The organism is Scandinavium hiltneri (assembly GCF_024764835.1).
GTDB classification, from domain to species: Bacteria; Pseudomonadota; Gammaproteobacteria; order Enterobacterales; family Enterobacteriaceae; genus Scandinavium; species Scandinavium hiltneri.
Genome location: NZ_JALIGE010000071.1, coordinates 124,833 through 145,176 on the forward strand (window position 1 = coordinate 124,833; position 20,344 = coordinate 145,176).

At 50.5% G+C, this 20,344-nt stretch carries 18 protein-coding genes; 11 read left to right on the plus strand and 7 right to left on the minus strand.

Translation table 11 applies throughout. The features are described 5' to 3' along the window. Positions 1-15 precede the first annotated feature (15 nt). Both MUU47_RS07935 and MUU47_RS07940 read right to left on the minus strand, forming a co-directional pair. Positions 16-684: a methionine ABC transporter permease gene (locus MUU47_RS07935; protein WP_258987809.1), complete on the minus strand. Its 669-nt coding sequence runs from the start codon at positions 682-684 to the stop codon at positions 16-18. A 7-nt stretch (positions 685-691) separates the two neighbouring features. Beyond that, the gene (locus MUU47_RS07940) at positions 692-1,714 is read right to left on the minus strand and encodes a methionine ABC transporter ATP-binding protein (protein WP_258987646.1); all 1,023 of its coding nucleotides are present in this window, start codon (positions 1,712-1,714) and stop codon (positions 692-694) included. 274 nt (positions 1,715-1,988) lie between these two features. Here MUU47_RS07940 and MUU47_RS07945 point away from each other — a divergent pair, with 274 nt between their 5' ends. Further along, positions 1,989-2,969, plus strand: coding sequence for a DNA repair protein (locus MUU47_RS07945; RefSeq protein ID WP_258987648.1), 981 nt, complete (start codon positions 1,989-1,991; stop codon positions 2,967-2,969). Positions 2,970-3,031: 62 nt separating this feature from the next. Here MUU47_RS07945 and MUU47_RS07950 read toward each other — a convergent pair whose 3' ends face one another. Then, on the minus strand, positions 3,032-3,817 hold the full coding sequence (locus MUU47_RS07950) for a siderophore-interacting protein (protein WP_258987649.1): 786 nt from the start codon (positions 3,815-3,817) through the stop codon (positions 3,032-3,034). A 378-nt stretch (positions 3,818-4,195) separates the two neighbouring features. Between MUU47_RS07950 and ygjG the strand changes: the two genes are divergently transcribed. Beyond that, entirely contained in the window at positions 4,196-5,575 is a 1,380-nt protein-coding gene (ygjG, locus tag MUU47_RS07955; protein WP_258987650.1) for a putrescine aminotransferase, read from the plus strand. Positions 5,576-5,678: 103 nt separating this feature from the next. Here the strand turns inward: ygjG and MUU47_RS07960 are convergent, their stop codons facing one another. Beyond that, positions 5,679-6,119 (minus strand): hypothetical protein, encoded by a 441-nt coding sequence (locus MUU47_RS07960; protein ID WP_258987652.1) that lies wholly within the window; start codon positions 6,117-6,119, stop codon positions 5,679-5,681. Positions 6,120-6,621: 502 nt separating this feature from the next. Then, complete coding sequence (locus MUU47_RS07965) at positions 6,622-7,311, minus strand: GNAT family N-acetyltransferase (protein WP_258987653.1); 690 nt, start codon at positions 7,309-7,311, stop codon at positions 6,622-6,624. Between the two features lie 173 nt (positions 7,312-7,484). On the opposite strand from MUU47_RS07965, the gene dsr1 reads away from it, so the two are divergent. The 9 genes from dsr1 to MUU47_RS08010 all read left to right on the plus strand — a co-directional run bounded on the left by dsr1 (position 7,485) and on the right by MUU47_RS08010 (position 18,359). Continuing rightward, the gene (gene dsr1 / locus MUU47_RS07970) at positions 7,485-11,321 is read left to right on the plus strand and encodes an anti-phage defense-associated sirtuin Dsr1 (RefSeq protein ID WP_258987654.1); all 3,837 of its coding nucleotides are present in this window, start codon (positions 7,485-7,487) and stop codon (positions 11,319-11,321) included. A 279-nt stretch (positions 11,322-11,600) separates the two neighbouring features. Next, entirely contained in the window at positions 11,601-12,437 is an 837-nt protein-coding gene (locus MUU47_RS07975; RefSeq protein WP_258979899.1) for a pyridoxal-phosphate dependent enzyme, read from the plus strand. Between the two features lie 293 nt (positions 12,438-12,730). Continuing rightward, complete coding sequence (locus MUU47_RS07980; RefSeq protein ID WP_120135244.1) at positions 12,731-13,477, plus strand: GntR family transcriptional regulator; 747 nt, start codon at positions 12,731-12,733, stop codon at positions 13,475-13,477. 13 nt (positions 13,478-13,490) lie between these two features. After that, on the plus strand, positions 13,491-13,964 hold the full coding sequence (locus MUU47_RS07985; RefSeq protein ID WP_120135245.1) for a PTS sugar transporter subunit IIA: 474 nt from the start codon (positions 13,491-13,493) through the stop codon (positions 13,962-13,964). Further along, a complete protein-coding gene (locus tag MUU47_RS07990; RefSeq protein ID WP_120135246.1) occupies positions 13,961-14,248 on the plus strand; it encodes a PTS sugar transporter subunit IIB in 288 nt (95 codons plus the stop codon). Before MUU47_RS07985 ends, MUU47_RS07990 begins: the two co-directional genes overlap by 4 nt. Before the next feature lie 73 nt (positions 14,249-14,321). After that, on the plus strand, positions 14,322-15,680 hold the full coding sequence (locus tag MUU47_RS07995) for a PTS galactitol transporter subunit IIC (protein ID WP_120135247.1): 1,359 nt from the start codon (positions 14,322-14,324) through the stop codon (positions 15,678-15,680). After that, the gene (locus MUU47_RS08000; RefSeq protein ID WP_120135248.1) at positions 15,673-17,157 is read left to right on the plus strand and encodes an FGGY-family carbohydrate kinase; all 1,485 of its coding nucleotides are present in this window, start codon (positions 15,673-15,675) and stop codon (positions 17,155-17,157) included. The genes MUU47_RS07995 and MUU47_RS08000 overlap by 8 nt, the downstream gene beginning before the upstream one ends. A gap of 62 nt (positions 17,158-17,219) precedes the next feature. Further along, positions 17,220-18,080, plus strand: coding sequence for a class II aldolase (locus tag MUU47_RS08005; protein ID WP_120135249.1), 861 nt, complete (start codon positions 17,220-17,222; stop codon positions 18,078-18,080). Between the two features lie 9 nt (positions 18,081-18,089). Beyond that, complete coding sequence (locus tag MUU47_RS08010; protein WP_120135250.1) at positions 18,090-18,359, plus strand: HPr family phosphocarrier protein; 270 nt, start codon at positions 18,090-18,092, stop codon at positions 18,357-18,359. A 599-nt stretch (positions 18,360-18,958) separates the two neighbouring features. Here MUU47_RS08010 and lsrG read toward each other — a convergent pair. Both lsrG and lsrF read right to left on the minus strand, forming a co-directional pair. Further along, complete coding sequence (lsrG, locus tag MUU47_RS08020; protein WP_258987655.1) at positions 18,959-19,255, minus strand: (4S)-4-hydroxy-5-phosphonooxypentane-2,3-dione isomerase; 297 nt, start codon at positions 19,253-19,255, stop codon at positions 18,959-18,961. Then, positions 19,252-20,139: a 3-hydroxy-5-phosphonooxypentane-2,4-dione thiolase gene (lsrF, locus tag MUU47_RS08025; protein WP_258987656.1), complete on the minus strand. Its 888-nt coding sequence runs from the start codon at positions 20,137-20,139 to the stop codon at positions 19,252-19,254. The genes lsrG and lsrF overlap by 4 nt, the downstream gene beginning before the upstream one ends. Between the last annotated feature and the right edge of the window lie 205 nt (positions 20,140-20,344).

Consider the following 20,344-nt stretch of genomic DNA (forward strand, 5'->3'; position numbering starts at 1 on the left):
TGTGGTCCCAAAGAATTATCGTTTATCTAAAAGTGAAGTCACCACGTCGCCGCAGAACTGAATGATGAAGACGATGATCAGTATGGTCACCGTCGCCACCAGCGTGACGTCGTTATGGTTACGCTGGAATCCTTCCAGATACGCCAGATTGCCTAAGCCACCTGCGCCAATCACGCCAGCCATCGCGCTGTAGCTCACCAGCGCAATCAGGGTGACGGTAATGCCCGAGACCAGCGCCGGGGAAGACTCCGGCAGCAGGACGCGAAAAATCAGCGTCGACAGGCGTGCGCCCATCGAACGCGTAGCCTCAATGACCCCTTTGTCCACTTCACGCAGGGCCATCTCCACCAGTCGTGCATAAAACGGAGCTGCGCCAACAATCAGGGCGGGCAGTGCCGCATCCGCGCCGAGGATAGTGCCGACAATCGTCTTGGTGAACGGGATCAGCAGCACAATCAGGATGATGAACGGGATGGAACGAAAGACGTTCACCAGCACTGAAATCACGCTGTACACCGCGCGGTTATGGAACAGGCCACCTTTGGCGGTCAAAAACAGCGCCAGCCCGAGCACGATGCCGAGTACAAACGTCGCCACGCCGGACAGCGCGGTCATGTACAGCGTTTCCTGCGTCGCAGCCCACAGTGAATCCAGGTCCAGATGCGGGAACCCTTGTTCAACCAAATTGAGTTCAGCCATGTTTAATCACCTCGCTGTCGATGTCGCTGCATTGCAAATCCGCGAGGATGTTGTTCAGCTGTTCTTCTGTGGCCACCACGTGCAGCCAAAGTTGGCCAAACACGCCGTGCGCCGTTTGAGTCATCTTGCCGTGCAAAATATTGAATGGCAGGCCGTAGCGCAGCGTCAGTTCACCGACAATCGGCTGATGGGTGCTGTGCCCGGTAAACGTCAGTTTGATGACGCTGCCCTGTAAATCGTTCGCCAGTTCCGGGTTGAACGCCTCGTCTTCGGCATACTGACTGACCTGACGCACAAACTGCTGGGTAATCGGCTTCTGCGGATGAGTGAAGACGCGGATCACCTCGCCTTCTTCCACCACGCGACCGTTTTCCATGACCGCCACCCGGTCGCAAATCTTGCGCACCACGTGCATCTCGTGCGTGATGAGCACGATGGTCAGGCCGAAGCGACGGTTAATGTCGAGCAGCAAATCCAGAATTTGGTCGGTGGTTTGCGGGTCGAGCGCCGAGGTGGCCTCATCGCACAGCAGAACGTCCGGACTGTTCGCCAGCGCACGTGCAATGCCGACGCGTTGTTTCTGGCCACCAGAAAGCTGCGACGGATACGCGTTTTCGCGCCCCTGCAACCCCACCAAATCAATCAGCTCCGCCACCCGGGTTTTGATCTGTGCTTTCGGCGCCCCGGCAATTTGCATCGAAAAAGCAATGTTCTCGCTGACGGTGCGCGACCACAGCAGATTGAAATGCTGAAACACCATGCTGATTTTCAGCCGTGCACGACGCAGGGTTTCGCCCGTCGCGGCCGAGATATCCTGACCGTTAATCAGCACGTTGCCGGAGGTCGGTTTTTCGAGCCCGTTCAGCAGGCGAATCAGGGTGCTTTTCCCTGCGCCGCTGTAACCGATAATGCCGTAAATCTGCCCCTGCTCGACCGTCAGGCTAACGTCGTCGACGGCGGCGATGGGCGCTTTACCGTTATCAAAAATTTTTCGGATCTGGTTTAGTACAATCATTATTTTTAGATGTATAGAGCTATAGACGTCTAGAAGTTAGCATCACTGGTACTTATAACTCAACAACAAAATTCTCATATGGTTATGCCGCAATGCGATAACGACACCCTTTGCGATTTATCACTGGCAGTTGCGGTTAAGTTTTTAGAATGCTTTGAATCGTTAACATCATGAAATAACAAGACTTATAATCACGCTTAACCGCTGACAGTCGCCAGGCCGCAGTGGTACTCTGCCTGCCACTCCGCAGGCCTGGAAGCTGAGCAAACGCGTCATGAACAAACCCATTAAACGGCTGGAAATCATTAAAAATGCGATTGAGCTGGAGGACGATGAGATTGTCCACGGCCAGCTTGCGCAGCTAAAAAAAGAGCCGCTGGATGAGGGACTAAAGGCCATCGTGCAGGCACTTGAAGCCCGACGCTATGCGGATGCTATCGCCGCCATCACCGTCTGGTTGCAGAACCAGCGGGCGCTGACAACCTGGCAAGACCCGCGCATTTCTGCCAGCAAGCTCGAATTGAAAACTCTGGAAGCCGAATTGCAGGAATTGCTCGATCGGCGCACCGCACGCATTCAGCGGATGGATGAATTCAACGAGTTGTACATGACCCGTCTCGGCCCGCTGATGACCGAGATCCTGCGTTTACGTAAAGTACTGGCCGAGAAAATGCTGCGCCGACAGCTGCGCGAGGGCAGCCGCAGCGAACCGGTGGCCGAGGAATCCGCGCGTCAGGCCGATGCCGCCAGCCAGGATTATGAATCGTACCGCCAGCGCCATCAGGAAGCCCAGCGTCACCAGGCCGCGCAGCAGCGGCTGGCAGAATCGGAGCGCCATGAGCTGAAACGCCTTTGGCGACAGGCCAGTAAACTGTGCCATCCCGACCTGGTGGATGATTCGCTGAAAGCAGAGGCCACCACACTGATGGTGCGGCTCAATCAGGCCCGTCAGCGCGGGGATCTCGCCACGGTACGCAGTATTCTTACTCGTCTGATGCAGGGTCAGCAGCCAATGCTGGCCAGCAATTGTTTGAACGATCTTGCGCCTTTACGCCAGAAGATAGCCGAGATTCGGCTGCAAATTCGCACGCTAAATCTGGAACTGACAGGGCTGGAGAAAGAGGGCGCATGGCAACTGGTGACGACGCTTCGCGACCAGGAAGGGTATTTTCAGCAGCAGGAAAAAGCGATGAGCAATACCGTTCGCACGCTGGAAAAGCAGATTGTGGATGCGGGTTTTGATGAGGTGGCGTGAGTGTGGCCTCATCAAAACCATGTTGTAGGCCCGCGCAAACGCAGTGCCGCCGGGCAATGATTTTAGTGCGATGACTTTATTGATGACTTCTTATGCCAGTACGCCTGGGAACGCAGCAGTTGCGGGTCAATCGCGTCGGTCACAAAACCATCCAGCCATGATTTCACCACCGCGCCTTCGCCGGTCAGCCAAAGGAAATAATCGTCCTGCGGCACATTCAACGCCGCGAGTTTCTCCGCCACTGCCTGCTCGCTGTGACCGATGACCCAGTCGATTTCAAACCCGCAATCAGCCAGATAATCCTGATACGCCGCATCGGTGACGGTCACAATGGTTTTCACCTGCGGACGTTCCGGCAGTTCACGCAGCGCGGTTAAACGACGCAGCAACGCAGGCATACCCGATTCATCGCACACATACAGCTGCCAGGCGTAATCTTCCGGCACCACCAGCGATCCGCGCGGGCCACCGATAGTCAGGGTGTCGCCCACCTTCGCTTTCATCGCCCACTGGCTGGCAAGACCGCCGTCGTGAATGAAGAAATCGTACGCCAGCTCATGGCGTTCGGCGTTGTACAGCGGCGTATAATCGCGCGACTGCGGGCGCACGCCTTCGCCCCAGACAATGCCCTCGTCGGTGATTGTCGGTGGTGAAAAATGGCTGCCTGGCTGCGGGAAAAACAGCTTGGTGTGGTCGTCAAAACTGGCCGAGCTAAAGCCCTCCAGCGCTTCGCCGCCCAGCACGATACGCTGGAACGCCTGGCTGATGCGCTCCACGCGCAGGACGCTCAGTTCGCGAAAGCGCAGCGCATTGCGCACGCGCTGCGGATATTTTTTCTGATGGCTCATAGGGGCTTCTCATCGATTATTGTGTTGGCATTAATCGTAAATGATAATGATTTACAACAAAACCAACAGTGCATGATGTGCTTTCTGCCCCATAGCAGGATTAATGCAGCAACCTGTAAGCGCCCGGCGCGGCGGCAGGCCTTCACCCGAACGGTGCAACGCCTGCACCTGCATGATCCACCCGTTCAATAAAATGAACGTTCTGGCCCTGAAAGCTCAGGAGTAAAAACCGCCGAAATGTTATGGGAATGATTAAATTTTGTAACCAGAGGCTCCGCACAGGCATTTATCCCGATTTTTGCGTTCCGCTCCTGGCTGGCGTAATCCCTGCAATACTTAAATCAGTATCATGTGATACGCGACGTCCAGGAGCATATTTTGAACAGGTTACCTTCCAGCGCCTCGGCTTTGGCCTGCAGCGCGCACGCACTGAATCTCATTGAAAAGCGCACGCTTGATCATGAGGAGATGAAATCCCTCAACCAGGAGGTCCGGGAGTACTTTAAAGAGCATGTGAATCCAGGGTTTTTGGAGTATCGCAAGTCTGTAACTGCAGGCGGGGATTACGGAGCCGTAGAGTGGCAAGCGGGTAGTCTGAATACGCTTGTCGACACCCAGGGACAGGAGTTTCTCGATTGTCTGGGTGGCTTTGGTATTTTCAACGTGGGGCACCGTAATCCAACAGTGGTTTCCGCCGTACAGAATCAACTCGCAAAACAACCGCTTCACAGCCAGGAGCTGCTCGATCCGCTTCGGGCGATGCTGGCGAAAACGCTTGCCGCGCTGACGCCGGGCAAACTGAAGTACAGCTTCTTCAGCAACAGCGGCACCGAGTCCGTCGAGGCGGCGATTAAGCTTGCCAAGGCGTACCAGTCACCGCGGGGCAAATTTACCTTTATTGCCACCAGCGGCGCCTTCCACGGCAAATCGTTGGGCGCACTGTCGGCGACGGCGAAATCGACATTCCGTAAACCGTTTATGCCGCTGCTGCCGGGCTTCCGTCATGTGCCGTTTGGCGATATCAGCGCCATGCGTTCGGTATTGAGCGAATGCAAGAAAACCGGTGACGATGTGGCGGCGGTGATTCTCGAGCCTATTCAGGGCGAAGGGGGCGTGATTCTGCCGCCGCAGGGTTATCTGCCCGCCGTGCGTAAGCTGTGCGATGAGTTCGGCGCACTGCTGATCCTCGACGAAGTGCAGACCGGCATGGGACGCACGGGCAAAATGTTCGCCTGCGAGCACGAAAACGTGCAGCCCGACATTCTGTGTCTGGCGAAAGCGTTGGGCGGCGGCGTGATGCCGATCGGGGCGACGGTCGCAACGGAGGAAGTGTTCTCGGTGCTGTTCGACAACCCGTTCCTGCATACCACCACCTTTGGCGGTAACCCGCTGGCCTGTGCGGCCGCGCTGGCGACCATCAACGTGCTGCTGGAGCAAAACCTGCCCGCGCAAGCGGAACAGAAAGGCGACATGCTGCTGGACGGCTTCCGTCTGCTGGCGCGTGAATACCCGGACCTGGTGCAGGAAGCGCGTGGGAAAGGGATGCTGATTGCGATTGAGTTTGTCGATAACGAAATCGGCTATAACTTTGCGAGTGAAATGTTCCGCCAGCGGATCCTGGTGGCCGGTACGCTCAACAATGCCAAGACCATTCGCATTGAGCCGCCGTTGACGCTGACTATCGAACAGTGTGAACAGGTGATTAAAGCCACCGGTATTGCGCTGGCCGCGCTGCGGGTTTCCGTGGAGCAAGCCTGAAGATAATTGCGTAAATCATTGCCCGGTGGCGCTGCGTTTGCACGGCCCTACGACTCAGTATCCTGTAGGCCAGGTAAGCGCAGCACTGCCGGGCGTCTCGTTTTTAGTGCGCGACCTTTTCGACTTCCCAACGTGGTGCTTTCATATCTGCCGCGAACATCCACACCAGTTCGCACAATAATCCTCGCAACGTTTTTTCCGTTTCAGGCTGCAGCGTTTGCTGGCAAAGCACCTGGGTCAGCGTCTGGCTGTATTCACACAGTAATTCAGGGTCTGGTTCGAAAAATTGTTGTGGCGCAGGCAGCGTCTCGACGGTCAAACGATCAATCAGGTGTGGCGGAATCGGGTCATTCAGCGTCGGGGTAAGTAATGCCAGACAGGCGCTGAGTCGGCCTAATAGCGCCATTTTATAGATGTCATCGTCGTCGCATTCAATCAGGGTTTCCGCAAAACGATCGCAGATATCAGCCAGATCGAGAAAGTCTGTAGCGGCGCTAAAGGGAAGTGTCAGTAAATCGCAGTCGGTATTGAGGATTGTCGCCATAAGGGCAGCCTCCAGTGTGTGGTATTTGAATACCGCCAACGGAGAGGTCAATCTCACGGGTGGCGGAACCGGACGGGGTTGACCTTACCGACCACACTGACATCGGCGCGTCTTGCGACGCCCCCGCCCGGTCCGCCATTGTAGCGTAGCCGTGCGCACGACACAAAAAAGCGCGGACGCGCAATTGTGTCGCCAGTGTGTGCTTTCAGGAGGTCAATCCCGTCACCTGATTTTGCAGGTGCCGGAGGAGAATACGTCGATAGCCTGACGGCGACAAGGGGTATTGCTTGAAGCAACCTCTCATTATGGAGTGAAATTATTTTTTGCCAGTTACATCATTTGAATCAATACATTGCATGTTTTTATATGTCTGACGTATTGCCTGTGACGACGGCAGGGTGTCAGAAATAATTAATAGCGGGGTGAGCGTATTTTTAAGATTTGGAGAGGCAGTTTGCTTACGTGGAGAGCGTCAATTTTGAGCGAGGAGTGGACCTGTGTCCTAAAAGGTCATCCACATTGCTACACGTCGCGCCGGAATAAAACCTTTAGCGATCTCTTCAGCGATTAGGCTTACCAAATGCGGTGGTCGTTCGTGGCCTTCCACAATATTAAATCCCAGTGTCCCGTAAAATCTGGCATTAAAAGCGACCAACTTGTCTGTTGTCAGCGTGGCACCAGCCAGACCGCGTTGTTGCCCAGTATGGAGAATTCTCTGCATAAGCCGTCTGCCTATCCCATGGCGCTGCCATTCCGGATGCACATCAATTTCAGCAATGTGCAGCCATGTGTCTTCAACTTTTCCTGCGACAAATCCTACAGGAACTGAATCAGACGTATAGGCCGTGAGCAACAGACCGTTACGACTGAAATTGCTCAATTCCTCGAGGCTACTTGCGCCCGCCTCGCCTGTTACTGCACCTGCATTACGCAATGTTTCAAAAGCAGCCAGTTCAATAGCGCGAAGCTTGTCAAAGTGCTCATGATGAGTGGGACTGATAGTGAAATCCATGACTTGGTTCTCCATGAATACTGTCATAATTTTTAGGGTCTTGAGTTCTTTATGAGCTGGAAACAGAAGTGAACTCTTCTCACTGCATGAATCATAACATGATGCTTGCCACGCCAGCTTCTGGTACAAACCTGACTTGTACAATGGTTTGAAGGTCTGCTGTGAGCGATCTGCGGACATTGCTAACAGCGTTCTGAGTGAACTAACAGGGGGCAGGTCAGAGGATCGGTTACCAGTGGAGATCCTTCCTCGTCAATTATGTATATTGTTTTACTTCTGTTGCATCAGCCTTCATAAGGTTTCAAAGAATTTTCGGCTAAAGTGCAAGGCAGATCGAGTTAGGAGCATAAGGAATGCAATTTATAACAAACGGCCCTGACATTCCTGAGTCTCTTTTGCAGGCTCATGAGGAAGGTCGAGTGGTATTTTTCTGCGGTGCGGGCATCTCATATCCTGCGCGTCTGCCGGGCTTTGAAGGGTTGGTTAAGGAAATTTACCGACTAAATGGAACAAAACCTTCGGAACTTGAACAAGCTGTATTGGATCGGGGGCAGTATGATGCCACATTAGATCTTCTTGAACGTCGTTTGCCCGGTCAGAGACTTACCGTTCGCCGCGCACTTGTGAGTGCACTGAAACCAAACACCCGCATCAAAGGTGCCGTAGATACACAGGCAGCGCTGTTACGTCTGGCACGTAATCGTGAAGGGTCACTAAAACTGGTCACGACGAACTTTGACCGTATTTTTCACGTAGCCGCCAAACGTACTCGCCAAACCTTCCACGAATATTCATCCCCTATGTTACCTATTCCCAAAAATAGCCGATGGGATGGACTGGTCTTTTTGCATGGATTGATACCTGATAAGCCGGATGATACAGCCCTGAACCGGCTGGTTGTTACCAGTGGCGATTTCGGACTGGCATACCTGACTGAACGCTGGGCTGCTCGTTTTGTAAGTGAGTTGTTCCGTAACTATGTGGTTTGTTTTGTGGGGTACAGTATCAATGACCCTGTATTGCGCTACATGATGGATGCATTAGCGGCTGACCGTATGCTGGGTGAAATTACCCCGCAGGCCTGGGCTCTGGGTGATTGCGAACCTGGACAGGAAGAGCAAAAAGCCAATGAGTGGGAGGCTAAAGGTGTTACCCCTGTTCTCTATAATGTTCCGGCCGGTAGCAGAGACCATTCTGCCTTACATAAAACCCTACATGCCTGGGCAGATACATACCGTGATGGGGTCCAGGGAAAAGAAGCGATAGTTGTCAAACATGCTCCCGCACGGCCACAGGATACGACGAGGCAGGACAATTTTGTCGGGCGGATGCTGTGGGCGTTATCGGATAAATCAGGATTACCCGCGAAGCGCTTTGCTGATTTCGATCCCGTTCCTTCACTGGACTGGTTACTGGAGACATTCAGTCTTGAGACACTTGGGCATGAAGATTTAGCCCGGTTTGGTGTCCCTCCTCAGGAAGAGGTGGATACGAAGCTTCGTTTTAGTCTGGTCCGACGCCCCGCTTCTTACACACGCGCACCATATATGTGTCTGGCCTCATGGGGCTCGACCGATAGTCAATGGGATGACGTGATGACTCACATTTCCCGTTGGCTGATACGCCATCTGGACGACCCCCGACTGATTATCTGGATAGCCGAGCGAGGAGGACAACTCCATGAACGCTGTATGTGGCTGATTCAGCAAAAATTAGACAGTCTTGCTACTCTGAAACTAAACGGGAAGGTCGCTGAACTGGATGAAATTCGTTTAAATGCCCCTAAGGCTGTTCCTGGCCCCCATATGTGCACCTTATGGAACCTTCTACTCAGTGAGCGGCTAAAATCAGCGGGACATAATTCTGATCTCTATAGCTGGTTTAGTCGGCTTAAAAGAGACGGCTTAACCACTACAATGCGTTTGAAATTGCGCGAGTTACTTTCTCCAAAGATTTTATTGAGGAAGCCCATTCGCTGGGATTACGGCGTAAGTGACACTGATGAACCACTCAGCATCAGACACTTAGTTGATTGGGAACTGGTACTCGCCGCAGACCATGTGTACTCCACTCTGGACGAAGAGGCTAAAGGCAACTGGAATACAGCTTTACCTATCCTGCTGAACGATTTTCAACAGCTTTTACGGGATGCGCTGGATCTGTTGCATGAGCTGGGTGAGGCTGATGAGTTTAGAGATCGTTCATACTGGGATCTTCCATCCATTACCCCACACTGGCAGAACCGGGGATTTCATGATTGGGTTAGTTTGATTGCGCTGCTGCGGGATTCATGGCTCGCAGTTCGGGCTAATGACATCCCACGTGCAGCAATCATTGCGCAAGGATGGATTGAACTCCCTTATCCTACCTTCAAGCGACTGGCTCTCTTTGCTGCCAGCCATGATAACTGTATCTCTTCCGAAGAATGGGTTAAATGGTTGTTGAGCGATGATTCATGGTGGTTGTGGTGTGTTGAGACCAAACGGGAAGTCAACAGGTTGTTTGTGTTACAGGGGAGGCATCTGAGCGGACTTGCGCAGGAAAACCTGGAAACCGCAATTCTTGCTGGGCCGCCACGCAGAATGTACCGGGATAATCTTGAGGATGGAAGGTGGCAATCTATTACTGATCATTCTGTCTGGTTGCATCTGGCTAAACTAAAAACTTCTGATCTGGAACTGGGAGAATCGGCAACGGCACGACTGGCAGAATTATCCAACAGGTATCCAGCGTTGAAGCTGGCTGACAACGAGCGAGACGAGTTTTCTCACTGGATGAGCGGGACAGGCGATCCGGATTATGAGGACAGCCAGGACATTGAACCTGCCCCCCGAAATCGACAGGAGTTGGTTATATGGCTCAAAAAACCCGAACCTGAACACCGACCTATATACGAAGATACCTGGAGAGATGTTTGCCGTACTCGATTCTTTCATAGTGCGTATGCACTTTGCGATCTGGCCAAAAGTGATATCTGGCCCACTGAACGATGGCGTGTAGCTCTCCAGGCCTGGGCTGATGATGGTCTGGTGTCACGCTCGTGGCATTATGTTGCACCTGTGGTCCAGACCATGCCTGATCATTTTCTTAAGGAGATTATCCATAGTGTGGCATGGTGGATGGAAACGGCTTCTAAGGTTATAAACCACCACAAAGATATACTTATCGGACTCTGTCGCAGAATACTGGCATTACCACTTGAAGCTGGTACCGATGCAAATATTGTCAGCAACGGCATTAAATCATACAGTCCGGTCGATGCTGCGATAAATCACCCCATCGGACATGTTACTCAGATTCTGGTCAACCTGTGGTTCAAGCAAGATCCAAATGATAACGAGCAACTTCCCGATTATCTCAAGTCCATTTTCAGTGCGCTGTGTGATCCTGATATCGAGCGATTTATACATGGGCGGGTGTTGTTGAGTTCACAGCTAATTGCACTTTTCCGTGTAGACCGCCCCTGGACAGAACAATATCTTTTACCATTCTTCAACTGGGACAATCCCTTTGAGGCGAAGTCCGTTTGGGAAGGCTTTCTCTGGTCGCCTCGCCTTTACCAGCCATTGATGACGGCCTTTAAATCTCAATGCCTTGATAGTGCAAACCACTATGCAGAACTCGGCGATCATCGTCAGCAATACGCAACTTTCTTAACATACGCAGCATTAGGCCCGACAGCAGATTACACAACCGAAGAATTTCGTGCCGCTTTTAACGCACTTCCGTCAGAAGGTCTTGAAAAGTGTGCTCTGGCACTCTGTCAGGCGCAAGAAGGGGCGGCTGACAAGAGAGAGGATTATTGGAAAAATCGAGTCCGGCCATTGTGGCAAAACATCTGGCCGAAATCCCGGGATCTGGTCACTTCTCAAATGACCGTTTCACTTGCCCGGCTAATCATTGCTACTGGCGACGAATTTCCCTCTGCTTTGGATGACGTACATAACTGGCTGATACCTGTTGAACATCCATACTATGTCGTACACCGGCTACTTGAATCGGGACTGTGCACGCGCTTTCCTGCCGAAGCAGCATTGCTACTGGGTTACATAATTGCTGGTGAGAAACGCCAGTGGTTATCTGAGGAGTTGGGTACTTGCCTGGATGACATTATCCAGGCTGCTCCAAACCTTGAGCAAGACTTGCAATACTCACGACTAAGAGACTATTACAGGAGGAACAGCGCCTAATAGGCGTTCGATAAATAATCCTAAGTAACTGTCAGCAAGAGTTCCAATGTAGCTTTAGTGACGTCCGCTTCTGGCACAGAGCGGACGAACTTGCTAAGTCAAAGGTCCGCTGTGAGCGAAAAACGGTCGTACATTAGTATCTTCTGGACGGAATTGTAAGCGGCACTTTCATTAGCCGTTGTATCCATCCCTTTATTATCTTACCCGTTATGATAATTATGTCTCTCAGCCTGAAACGCCTCTCATTTATCAGGAAAAAAAATCATAAGGATCAAACACATGGGAATAAGTATCCGGACTCCACTTATACATTCACTGCCCTTAAGCCAGCATTGCGGATGTCATGTCTGGCTTAAAATGGAATCTTCCCAGCCGACGGGATCGTTCAAGCTCAGAAGTGCAGAGAACATCTGTCGCCATTACGCGGAAACGGGGGCAACAGCATTCATCAGTTCATCCGGCGGCAATGCAGGCATAGCGGTGGCTCATTGCGGCCGCAAACTGGGGCTGCCGGTCACTGTCGTTGTGCCGGAAAGCACGTCTGACAGGGCAAAACAGCTTATTGAGCAGGAGGGTGCCAGGGTTATTGTGCACGGGAAAGTATGGAGCGAAGCGAACGACTACGCCCTGTCACTGGCGACGGATGACATTATCTGTGTACATCCCTTTGATCATCCACTTTTGTGGGAAGGCATCAGCACAATCGTGGATGAGGTCATCAGCGAAGGGTTAACGCCTGATGCGGTTATTCTTTCCGTTGGCGGCGGGAGCATGCTGTCCGGTATCGCTCAGGGACTGGAGAAACATCAGCTTGGTCATATTCCGGTTTACGCCGTTGAAACCCAGGGTACGGCCTCGCTTAATGCCGGCAAGCTGGTCCGTCTTGATAAGGTCAGCGGTATAGCCACGACGCTGGCCGCAAGCCAGGTTTGCGAAAATGTTTTCAATGTGGCCTGCCGGCGCTTTCTTGATGACCATCGCGTGCTCACCGAGCCGGCGTGCGGTGTGTCACTCTCACTTTTATATGACCACAAAATCAGGTTCAACCCTGCAGATAATGTACTTGTCATTGTTTGCGGCGGGACATCGGTCACGCTGGAAGGGATAGCGGGCTGACAGATAAGCAAAGTGATTCTGCCAGAGTTTATTAGAAAAAGGGTTTTGGCGAACTGCCGCAGTAGAGAGTTAGGGGAAACTATGAGCTAACAGAGGAAGTTGGCCCATGAAAGGTAACAGCCGAAACTGATTGAACATTCCGCTATTTGTGACATACATCACGTAAAAGTGATCCTGTTTTGAACACTAAAATTGTGACTCCTTGCTACGTCTCCCATCTAAAAAATCCCTATCATAAATTCCAAGTTGTACATGATTGTCCATAGACAACTCTAAATGTTCAGGTGCGCACCATGAAAACATTGAGTAAAAGTTCACAAATTCCACTTTATCAACAGGTTGTTGAGTGGATAAGGGAAAGTATCTATAGCGGTGAGTTGATTGAGGATGACCGCATACCTTCAGAGTTTCAAATAATGGATATGCTGGAGGTAAGTCGCGGTACCGTTAAGAAAGCGGTGGACCAACTGGTCAGAGAAGGCATCCTTGTGCAAGTTCAGGGCAAAGGAACCTTTGTGAAGAAGGAAAATGTTGCTTATCCACTGGGCGAGGGCTTACTTTCTTTTGCTGAAGCCTTAGCAAGCCAGAAAATAAACTTCACAACCAGCGTTATTACTTCCAGGCTAGAGCCAGCCAACCGCTTTGTGGCTGAAAAACTGGGAATCAATCCGGGACAGGATGTTTTATTTCTTGAACGCCTCCGTTCTATTGGCGATGAAAAAGTTATGCTGATTGAAAATAGAATTAACGCTGACCTTTGCCCCGGCATTATTGATGTGGATTTCACCAAGGAAAATCTATTCCCAACAATAGAGAGACTATCTGCAAGGAAAATAAGCTTCTCTGAAAGTCGTTACGCAGCCAGACTAATTGGTAATGAACGAGGACATTACCTTGATATTAGTGACGAGGCTCCTGTTCTACATTTAGAACAGTTGGTATTTTTCTCCAGAGGATCGCCAGTTGAGTTTGGTAACGTCTGGTTAAAAGGCAATAAATATTATCTTGGCACCATTTTGCAGCGCCGGGATGCTAACTAGCAAAGAGGGAATTATGCAGGATATTAACTTTCGTCGCCATTATGTACGCCACCTCCCTAAGGAGGTCAGCCAGAAGGACATAATCAGGGCACTTGCCAGCCCACTAATTAACGATGGTATGGTCGTGTCTGATTTTGCTGATCATGTTATTGAGAGAGAACGACATTTTCCAACAGGTCTGCCGGTGGAACCTGTAGGTGTCGCTATCCCACATACTGATCACAAGCATGTCCGTCAGAATGCAATCAGTGTTGGAGTACTGGCGGAGTCCGTCAATTTTGAAGATATGGGCGGAGAGCCTGAACCTGTGCCTGTCAGGGTGGTGTTCATGCTTGCTTTAGGTGAAAGCAACAAGCAACTCAATGTGTTGGGTTGGGTAATGGATGTCATCCAGGATGAAGATTTTATGCAGCAATTGCTGGTCATGAATGATGATGAAATTTATCAGTCGATTTACACACGTATATCTGAAAGAGGTGAGTTATGAGTCAAATGATACTGTTTGTTTGTGCAACTGGTGTTGCTACTTCCACGGCCGTCGCCGAAAAAGTAATGGAATATTGTAAAGATAATGGGCTTGACGTCAATTACTCACAAACTAATGTGGCTTCACTTCCGAATAACACTGATGGTGCTACTTTAGTTGTATCAACAACTAAAGTTCCTTATGAACTGGATATCCCGGTTATTAGTGGCCTGCCAATCATTACCGGGATAGGCGAGGAGAAGGTCCTTGAGGAAATAGTTTCCATCCTCAAGAGTCAAGCCTGAATTAAATAATAACTCAGATAAGTATCCCAGGCGCTAACGCGAGGTCTGGTCACATCTGAATAAGAGGTAGGATATGAATGATATAGCACATACCCTCTATACCGTTGTGCAATATGTATTAGGGTTTGGCCCAACGGTTTTATTGCCACTAGTCCTATTTTTCCTGGCATTGTTCTTTAAAGTTAAACCAGCAAAAGCACTTCGCTCATCCTTAATTGTCGGTATTGGTTTTGTTGGGATTTATGCCATCTTTGACATTCTCACAAGTAATGTAGGCCCGGCAGCGCAGGCGATGGTTGAACGAACCGGCATCAGTCTTCCTGTTGTCGATTTAGGCTGGCCACCATTAGCCGCGATTACATGGGGCTCACCGATTGCTCCTTTTGTTATCCCGCTGACAATGCTGATCAACGTCGGCATGCTGGCTCTGAACAAGACACGAACTGTCGATGTTGACATGTGGAACTACTGGCACTTTGCCCTTGCTGGAACACTGGTTTACTACAGCACCGGGAGTTTTGTTTTGGGGCTGTCTGCCGCTGCTGTTGCCGCGATAGTTGTTCTCAAACTGGCGGACTGGTCAGCGCCATTAGTAGCTAAGTACTTTGGTCTGGAAGGCATTTCGCTTCCTACCTTGTCAGCCGTCGTCTTCTTCCCGATTGGACTGTTGTTTGACAAAATCATCGACAAAATCCCTGGGCTGAACCGTATTCACATTGATCCAGAAAACGTGCAGAAAAAACTGGGGATTTTTGGTGAACCTATGATGGTGGGTACCATTCTGGGTGTCTTGTTAGGCATCATTGCTGGTTATGATTTTAAGCATATTCTGTTATTGGGGATCAGCATCGGTGGCGTCATGTTCATTCTTCCACGTATGGTGCGAATTCTGATGGAAGGCTTGCTGCCTCTGTCTGAAGCGATCAAGAAATACCTGAATGCCAAATATCCCGGTCGTGATGATCTCTATATCGGGCTAGATATTGCGGTAGCAGTCGGTAACCCGGCCATTATTTCCACAGCCCTGATCCTGACGCCAATCTCTGTCTTTATTGCGTTTCTTCTTCCAGGCAATAAAGTTCTACCGCTCGGTGATCTTGCGAATCTGGCTGTCATGGCATCAATGATTGTACTGGCTTGCCGTGGCAATATTTTCCGGGCTGTGATTACTGCTATTCCAGTTATCATCGCAGATCTGTGGATCGCGACTAAGATTGCACCATTCATTACCGGCATGGCTAAGGACGTCAATTTCAAAATGCCTGAGGGGTCAAGTGGTCAGGTATCAAGCTTCCTTGATGGTGGCAATCCGTTCCGCTTCTGGCTGCTTGAGATATTCAACGGAAATATCATCGCTATTGGTCTCGTCCCGGTAGTTGCTTTGATTATTTACGGTATCTTTCGTCTGACAAAAGGAACTGTCTATGCCTGATTTCCGCACAGCGCTTGTCATCGATATTGGCACAACTAACTGCAAAGTCAGCTGCTATTCCTGTCATGACGCGTCAGTTTTGGAAGTTCGCAAATTTCCAACGCCCACAAAGGCGTCAGAAAAAGGCGGGGTAGATTTCGATATCGAAGCACTGTGGCAGGCACTGCGGCAGGTAATGGCCGAACTGGTGACTTCTGCACCGTATCCGGTGAAAGATATCAGTATTGCGAGTTTTGGTGAATCTGGCGTCTTCGTAGACAAGGATGGTGTCATTCTTACCCCGATGCTGGCCTGGTATGACCGTCGTGGTGAATCTTATCTCTCGTCGTTAAGCGAGTCAGAGGCTCAAGAACTGTACGCTATCACTGGGCTTCCCCCCCACAGTAATTATTCTGCATTTAAAATGAGATGGTTGCTTGATAGCTACTCATTGCATGAACGAAGAGATATCTGCTGGTTACACGCGCCAGAAGTACTACTGTGGCGAATGACGGGTGAGAGAAAAACTGAAGTATCGATGGCCAGCAGGACGTTATGTCTGGATGTGACTAGTCGTACGTGGTCTCGTAAAGCTGCCGGGATCCTTGGTATACCATTTGATGCGCTGGCTCCATTGATAAAGCCAGGAGAAGTGGCCGGATGGATGACCGCAATGCTCAGACATGAATTGGGATTCTCTCATGAAGTAAAAGTCACGCTTGCAGGACACGATCATATGGTCGGAGCCCGTGCATTACAGATGCAACCAGGTGAAGTGCTGAATTCTACAGGGACGACAGAGGGTATTTTGCTGCTAAATACTCAGCCAACGCTCAGTGACCAGTCAAGGAGGGATAAGCTGGCAAATGGTTGTTATTCTGATGCCGAATTTTTCACACTTTTTGCATCGCTTCCTGTCGGTGGTTATGCGCTTGAGTGGGTGAAAAAAACGTTTCGTTTGACGGATGAGGAAATTAACACAGGCCTGGAAAATGCAATGGGGCAATATCTCCAGCCTTCCTGGTCTGCCGAACAGGTTCCTGTGTTCATTCCTCATTTGCGGGGGTCTGGTTCACCAAATAAAAATCGCCATACACGCGGTCTGATTTTTGGTCTGACGGATTCACTGCCGCCAGAGGCTCTCCTCGAAAGTGTCTTTATCGGTCTGGCGATGGAACTTGCCCACTGCTACGAGTGCTTTAACATCCCGACAGGCAAGACTGTAAAAGTGATAGGTCCTGCGGTGAAAAATCCATACTGGCTCCAATTGAAGGCTGATATCCTTCAATGCCCTGTCGAGGCCATTGCTTTTGATGAAGCCGTCTCCGTAGGGGCATTATTAATAGCCTGCCCGGATATTGCCCCTCCACCTGTTTCTGTGGCAGGTCATTTTATTCCTGATGCAACACGGTCGGCAAAGTTGAAATTATATCAGAAACAATGGTTGGCATTTTATGAATTTAAATTGCTGCAAGAAGGAGTTCTTATTGGCGAATAACCGCAGCAACTCAGTAATTCTATAATTTATTTAAACTTTTCACTAAGATATCTGGAGTTAATATGCCTTTAGTCAATGGTAGGGTTCTGCTCAATTGTATTCAGGAAAAAAATGTGCTTGCTGGTGCATTTAACACGACAAACCTGGAGACAACAATTTCTATTCTTAATGCAATAGAACGATCGGGGTTACCCAATTTTATTCAGATTGCGCCAACGAATGCACAGCTTTCCGGTTACGATTACATTTATGAAATTGTTAAGCGGCGTGCCGATAAAATGGATGTCCCTGTCAGCCTGCATCTGGATCATGGAAAAACACTGGAAGATGTTAAGCTGGCCGTAAGAGCCGGATTTACCTCAGTAATGATCGATGGCGCGGCTTTACCGTTCGAAGAAAATATTGCGTTTACTCGGGAAGCTGTCGATTTCTGTAAATCATTTGGAGTACCTGTTGAAGCGGAACTGGGTGCTATTCTGGGTAAAGAAGATGATCATGTTAGCGAGGCTGACTGCAAAACTGAACCCGAGAAAGTCCAGCGCTTTGTTGAAGAAACAGGCTGTGACATGCTGGCCGTGTCAATTGGCAATGTCCACGGGCTTGAAGATATCCCGCGCATTGATATCCCTCTACTACAACGCATTGCATCTGTTAGCCCGGTACCTCTGGTTATCCACGGTGGATCTGGTATTGAAGAAGAGCTTCTTCGGAGCTTTGTTAATTACAAAGTTGCGAAAGTTAATATTGCGAGTGATTTACGTAAAGCATTTATTACTACTGTCGGTAAGGCCTGGGTAAATAATAACAACGAAGCTAATTTGGCTCGCGTAATGGCGAATGCAAAACAGGCTGTTGAAGATGACGTTTATTCAAAGATCCAGATGATGAATAAACTTCATCCTGCATTTCGCAAGGCTTCTTAAGGAGAGAATATGATTAGACAAAAAGTACGCGTTATGAACAGTACTGGATTACATGCCCGGCCAGCCGCAACCTTGGCTAAGATAGTCAAAAAATATCAGTCATCATTAACACTGGTTAATAATGACAAAGAAATCCCTATCAAAGGAATGATGAGCATCCTGGGGGCTGGGGTAAAGGGGAATACGATGATTGATTTAATTTGTGATGGACAGGATGAATTGGCGTTTATGAATGAATTAAAATCCGCCTTTGCTGATGGTTTTGGTGAGTCCGCATAGTGTAGTCACATCAAGCGATGCATGAAGTTGTTACAACTTCATGCATCGCATATTACCTTTTTGAAACCAGATTCTCTTTAGCTTTTAAGAGTGGCGTTTTTTGATAATAAAACGAATCTTCCTTATTACCGTACTGATATTATAAGTATCCCATCCAAGCGGACCATGAGCTTTTAGATATCTGACCTGCCGCCATGTTCGCACTGTCCGCTCCTGGCACACAGCAGACATTCTAACGGGGCAAAATGCCTGCTTTAAGCGAAACAGCGCCATTCCTAACCGGGTTCATTTTAACCATCCTCTGGCATCATTTCTTTTCCGCTGTTTCCCTTTACGCCCAATAAGCCATTCTTTACATGCAACACCACCGACATAACCGGTCATGGTCCCTGTTTGCCGATAATTCTGTGGCATGGAATGAAGAGGGTTATCCGGCGTACCCCCTTTGCTGCAGTCACCGCGCGTATTTCTCGTGAAGCGCGGCGTATTTTTCTATGTTGCATAACATAAACAATCACCCTTGCCGCACGGTGGTGCTGCGCTTCCCGGGCCTACGATGCACTCTGTTCCAGGCCCGGTAAGCAACGCGCCGCCGGGCGTCACACCTCCGGCAGCAACCCGACAAAACTGCGTTTTTTGCGCGGCTCCGACATCATTTCGTCAAGCTTTTCCACACACGCCAGATAGTGCGGGGTCTGCTTGTGTGCCAGCACCGCCGCGTCATCCTTATACGCTTCGTAGATATAAAACCGCGTGGCGACGTCCGGGTCCTGCAACACATCAAAGCGCAGATTTCCCGGTTCGGTCAGCGCCCCTTCGTGGTTGGCGCGAAACACATCGAGAAACTCATCCACCCTTTCCGGTTTGATATTGATCTCCACCAGCGTCACATTCATGGCTGTTCTCCCTGTTTTTCTTCCTGCCAGAACTGATACGCCTCACGGGCGTTCATGTTCTCATGTACTACTTTTTTCACCGCTTTGAGCATCGCCAGCGGCGCGCTGGACTGGAAGATATTGCGCCCCATATCCACGCCGGATGCGCCCTGGTCAATCGCTCGCCAGCACATATCCAGCGCGTCGTCTTCGGGCAGCTTTTTGCCGCCCGCAATCACAATCGGCACCGGGCAACTGGCGGTGACTTTTTCAAAGCCCTCTTCCACGAAGTACGTTTTGACAAAGGTCGCGCCCATTTCTGCCGCGATTCGGCTGGCAAGCGAGAAGTAACGCGCGTCACGGGTCATCTCTTTCCCGACGCCGGTGACGGCCAGCACCGGCATCCCGTAACGGTTGCCCGCGTCCACCAGCTTGATGATATTGCTGATCGACTGATGCTCGTATTCGCTGCCGATATACACCTGTGCCGCCACGGCCGCGACGTTAAGCCGCAGCGCATCTTCCATCGCCACCGCCACGCACTCGTTCGACAGTTCGCTTAAGATAGAGTTACCGCCAGACGCCCGCAGCACCACCGGTTTGTTGGTCGCCGCAGGCACCTGACTGCGCAAAATGCCCCGGGTGCACATCAGCACATCGGTTTCACCAAACAGCGGCGCAATCGACAAATCTATCCGCTCCAGCCCGGTGGTCGGCCCCTGAAAATAGCCGTGGTCAAACGCCAGCATCACCGTGCGGTTGCTGTGCGGATTAAATATCCGCGCCAGACGCGACTGCATACCCCAATCCAGCGAACCGCAGCCTTTCAGGGCATAAACCGTATTCTTCTGCGGACGGTCGAGCCCGAAATCTTTCCCGTCTTTGATATCGTCTAAATCAGCCATTTCATCCCCCATCGCTCATCCTGCTCAAAAGCGTAGACCCCAAATGTGCGCGATGACCCGTACAGGATCACAGTTCTTATGAAGGAAAGCCTTAACAGACTGAAAATCATGAAAGTCCATTTTTGCCTGCTGGCTCACGCTTTGCTGCCAACAAGGTCAGAGGGATGTTCTAGATTGTTATAAGTGCTCAATTTCAACGAGGCGC

Bases quoted from the DNA above. Each gene is read 5' to 3' on its own strand.
- MUU47_RS07940 (WP_258987646.1), bottom strand. From the start codon at position 1,714: ATGATTGTACTAAACCAGATCCGAAAAATTTTTGATAACGGTAAAGCG.
- MUU47_RS07945 (WP_258987648.1), top strand. From the start codon at position 1,989: ATGAACAAACCCATTAAACGGCTGGAAATCATTAAAAATGCGATTGAG.
- MUU47_RS07950 (WP_258987649.1), bottom strand. From the start codon at position 3,817: ATGAGCCATCAGAAAAAATATCCGCAGCGCGTGCGCAATGCGCTGCGC.
- MUU47_RS07960 (WP_258987652.1), bottom strand. From the start codon at position 6,119: ATGGCGACAATCCTCAATACCGACTGCGATTTACTGACACTTCCCTTT.
- MUU47_RS07965 (WP_258987653.1), bottom strand. From the start codon at position 7,311: ATGTCCGCAGATCGCTCACAGCAGACCTTCAAACCATTGTACAAGTCA.
- dsr1 (WP_258987654.1), top strand. From the start codon at position 7,485: ATGCAATTTATAACAAACGGCCCTGACATTCCTGAGTCTCTTTTGCAG.
- MUU47_RS07975 (WP_258979899.1), top strand. From the start codon at position 11,601: ATGGGAATAAGTATCCGGACTCCACTTATACATTCACTGCCCTTAAGC.
- MUU47_RS07980 (WP_120135244.1), top strand. From the start codon at position 12,731: ATGAAAACATTGAGTAAAAGTTCACAAATTCCACTTTATCAACAGGTT.
- MUU47_RS07985 (WP_120135245.1), top strand. From the start codon at position 13,491: ATGCAGGATATTAACTTTCGTCGCCATTATGTACGCCACCTCCCTAAG.
- MUU47_RS07990 (WP_120135246.1), top strand. From the start codon at position 13,961: ATGAGTCAAATGATACTGTTTGTTTGTGCAACTGGTGTTGCTACTTCC.
- MUU47_RS07995 (WP_120135247.1), top strand. From the start codon at position 14,322: ATGAATGATATAGCACATACCCTCTATACCGTTGTGCAATATGTATTA.
- MUU47_RS08000 (WP_120135248.1), top strand. From the start codon at position 15,673: ATGCCTGATTTCCGCACAGCGCTTGTCATCGATATTGGCACAACTAAC.
- MUU47_RS08005 (WP_120135249.1), top strand. From the start codon at position 17,220: ATGCCTTTAGTCAATGGTAGGGTTCTGCTCAATTGTATTCAGGAAAAA.
- MUU47_RS08010 (WP_120135250.1), top strand. From the start codon at position 18,090: ATGATTAGACAAAAAGTACGCGTTATGAACAGTACTGGATTACATGCC.
- lsrG (WP_258987655.1), bottom strand. From the start codon at position 19,255: ATGAATGTGACGCTGGTGGAGATCAATATCAAACCGGAAAGGGTGGAT.
- lsrF (WP_258987656.1), bottom strand. From the start codon at position 20,139: ATGGCTGATTTAGACGATATCAAAGACGGGAAAGATTTCGGGCTCGAC.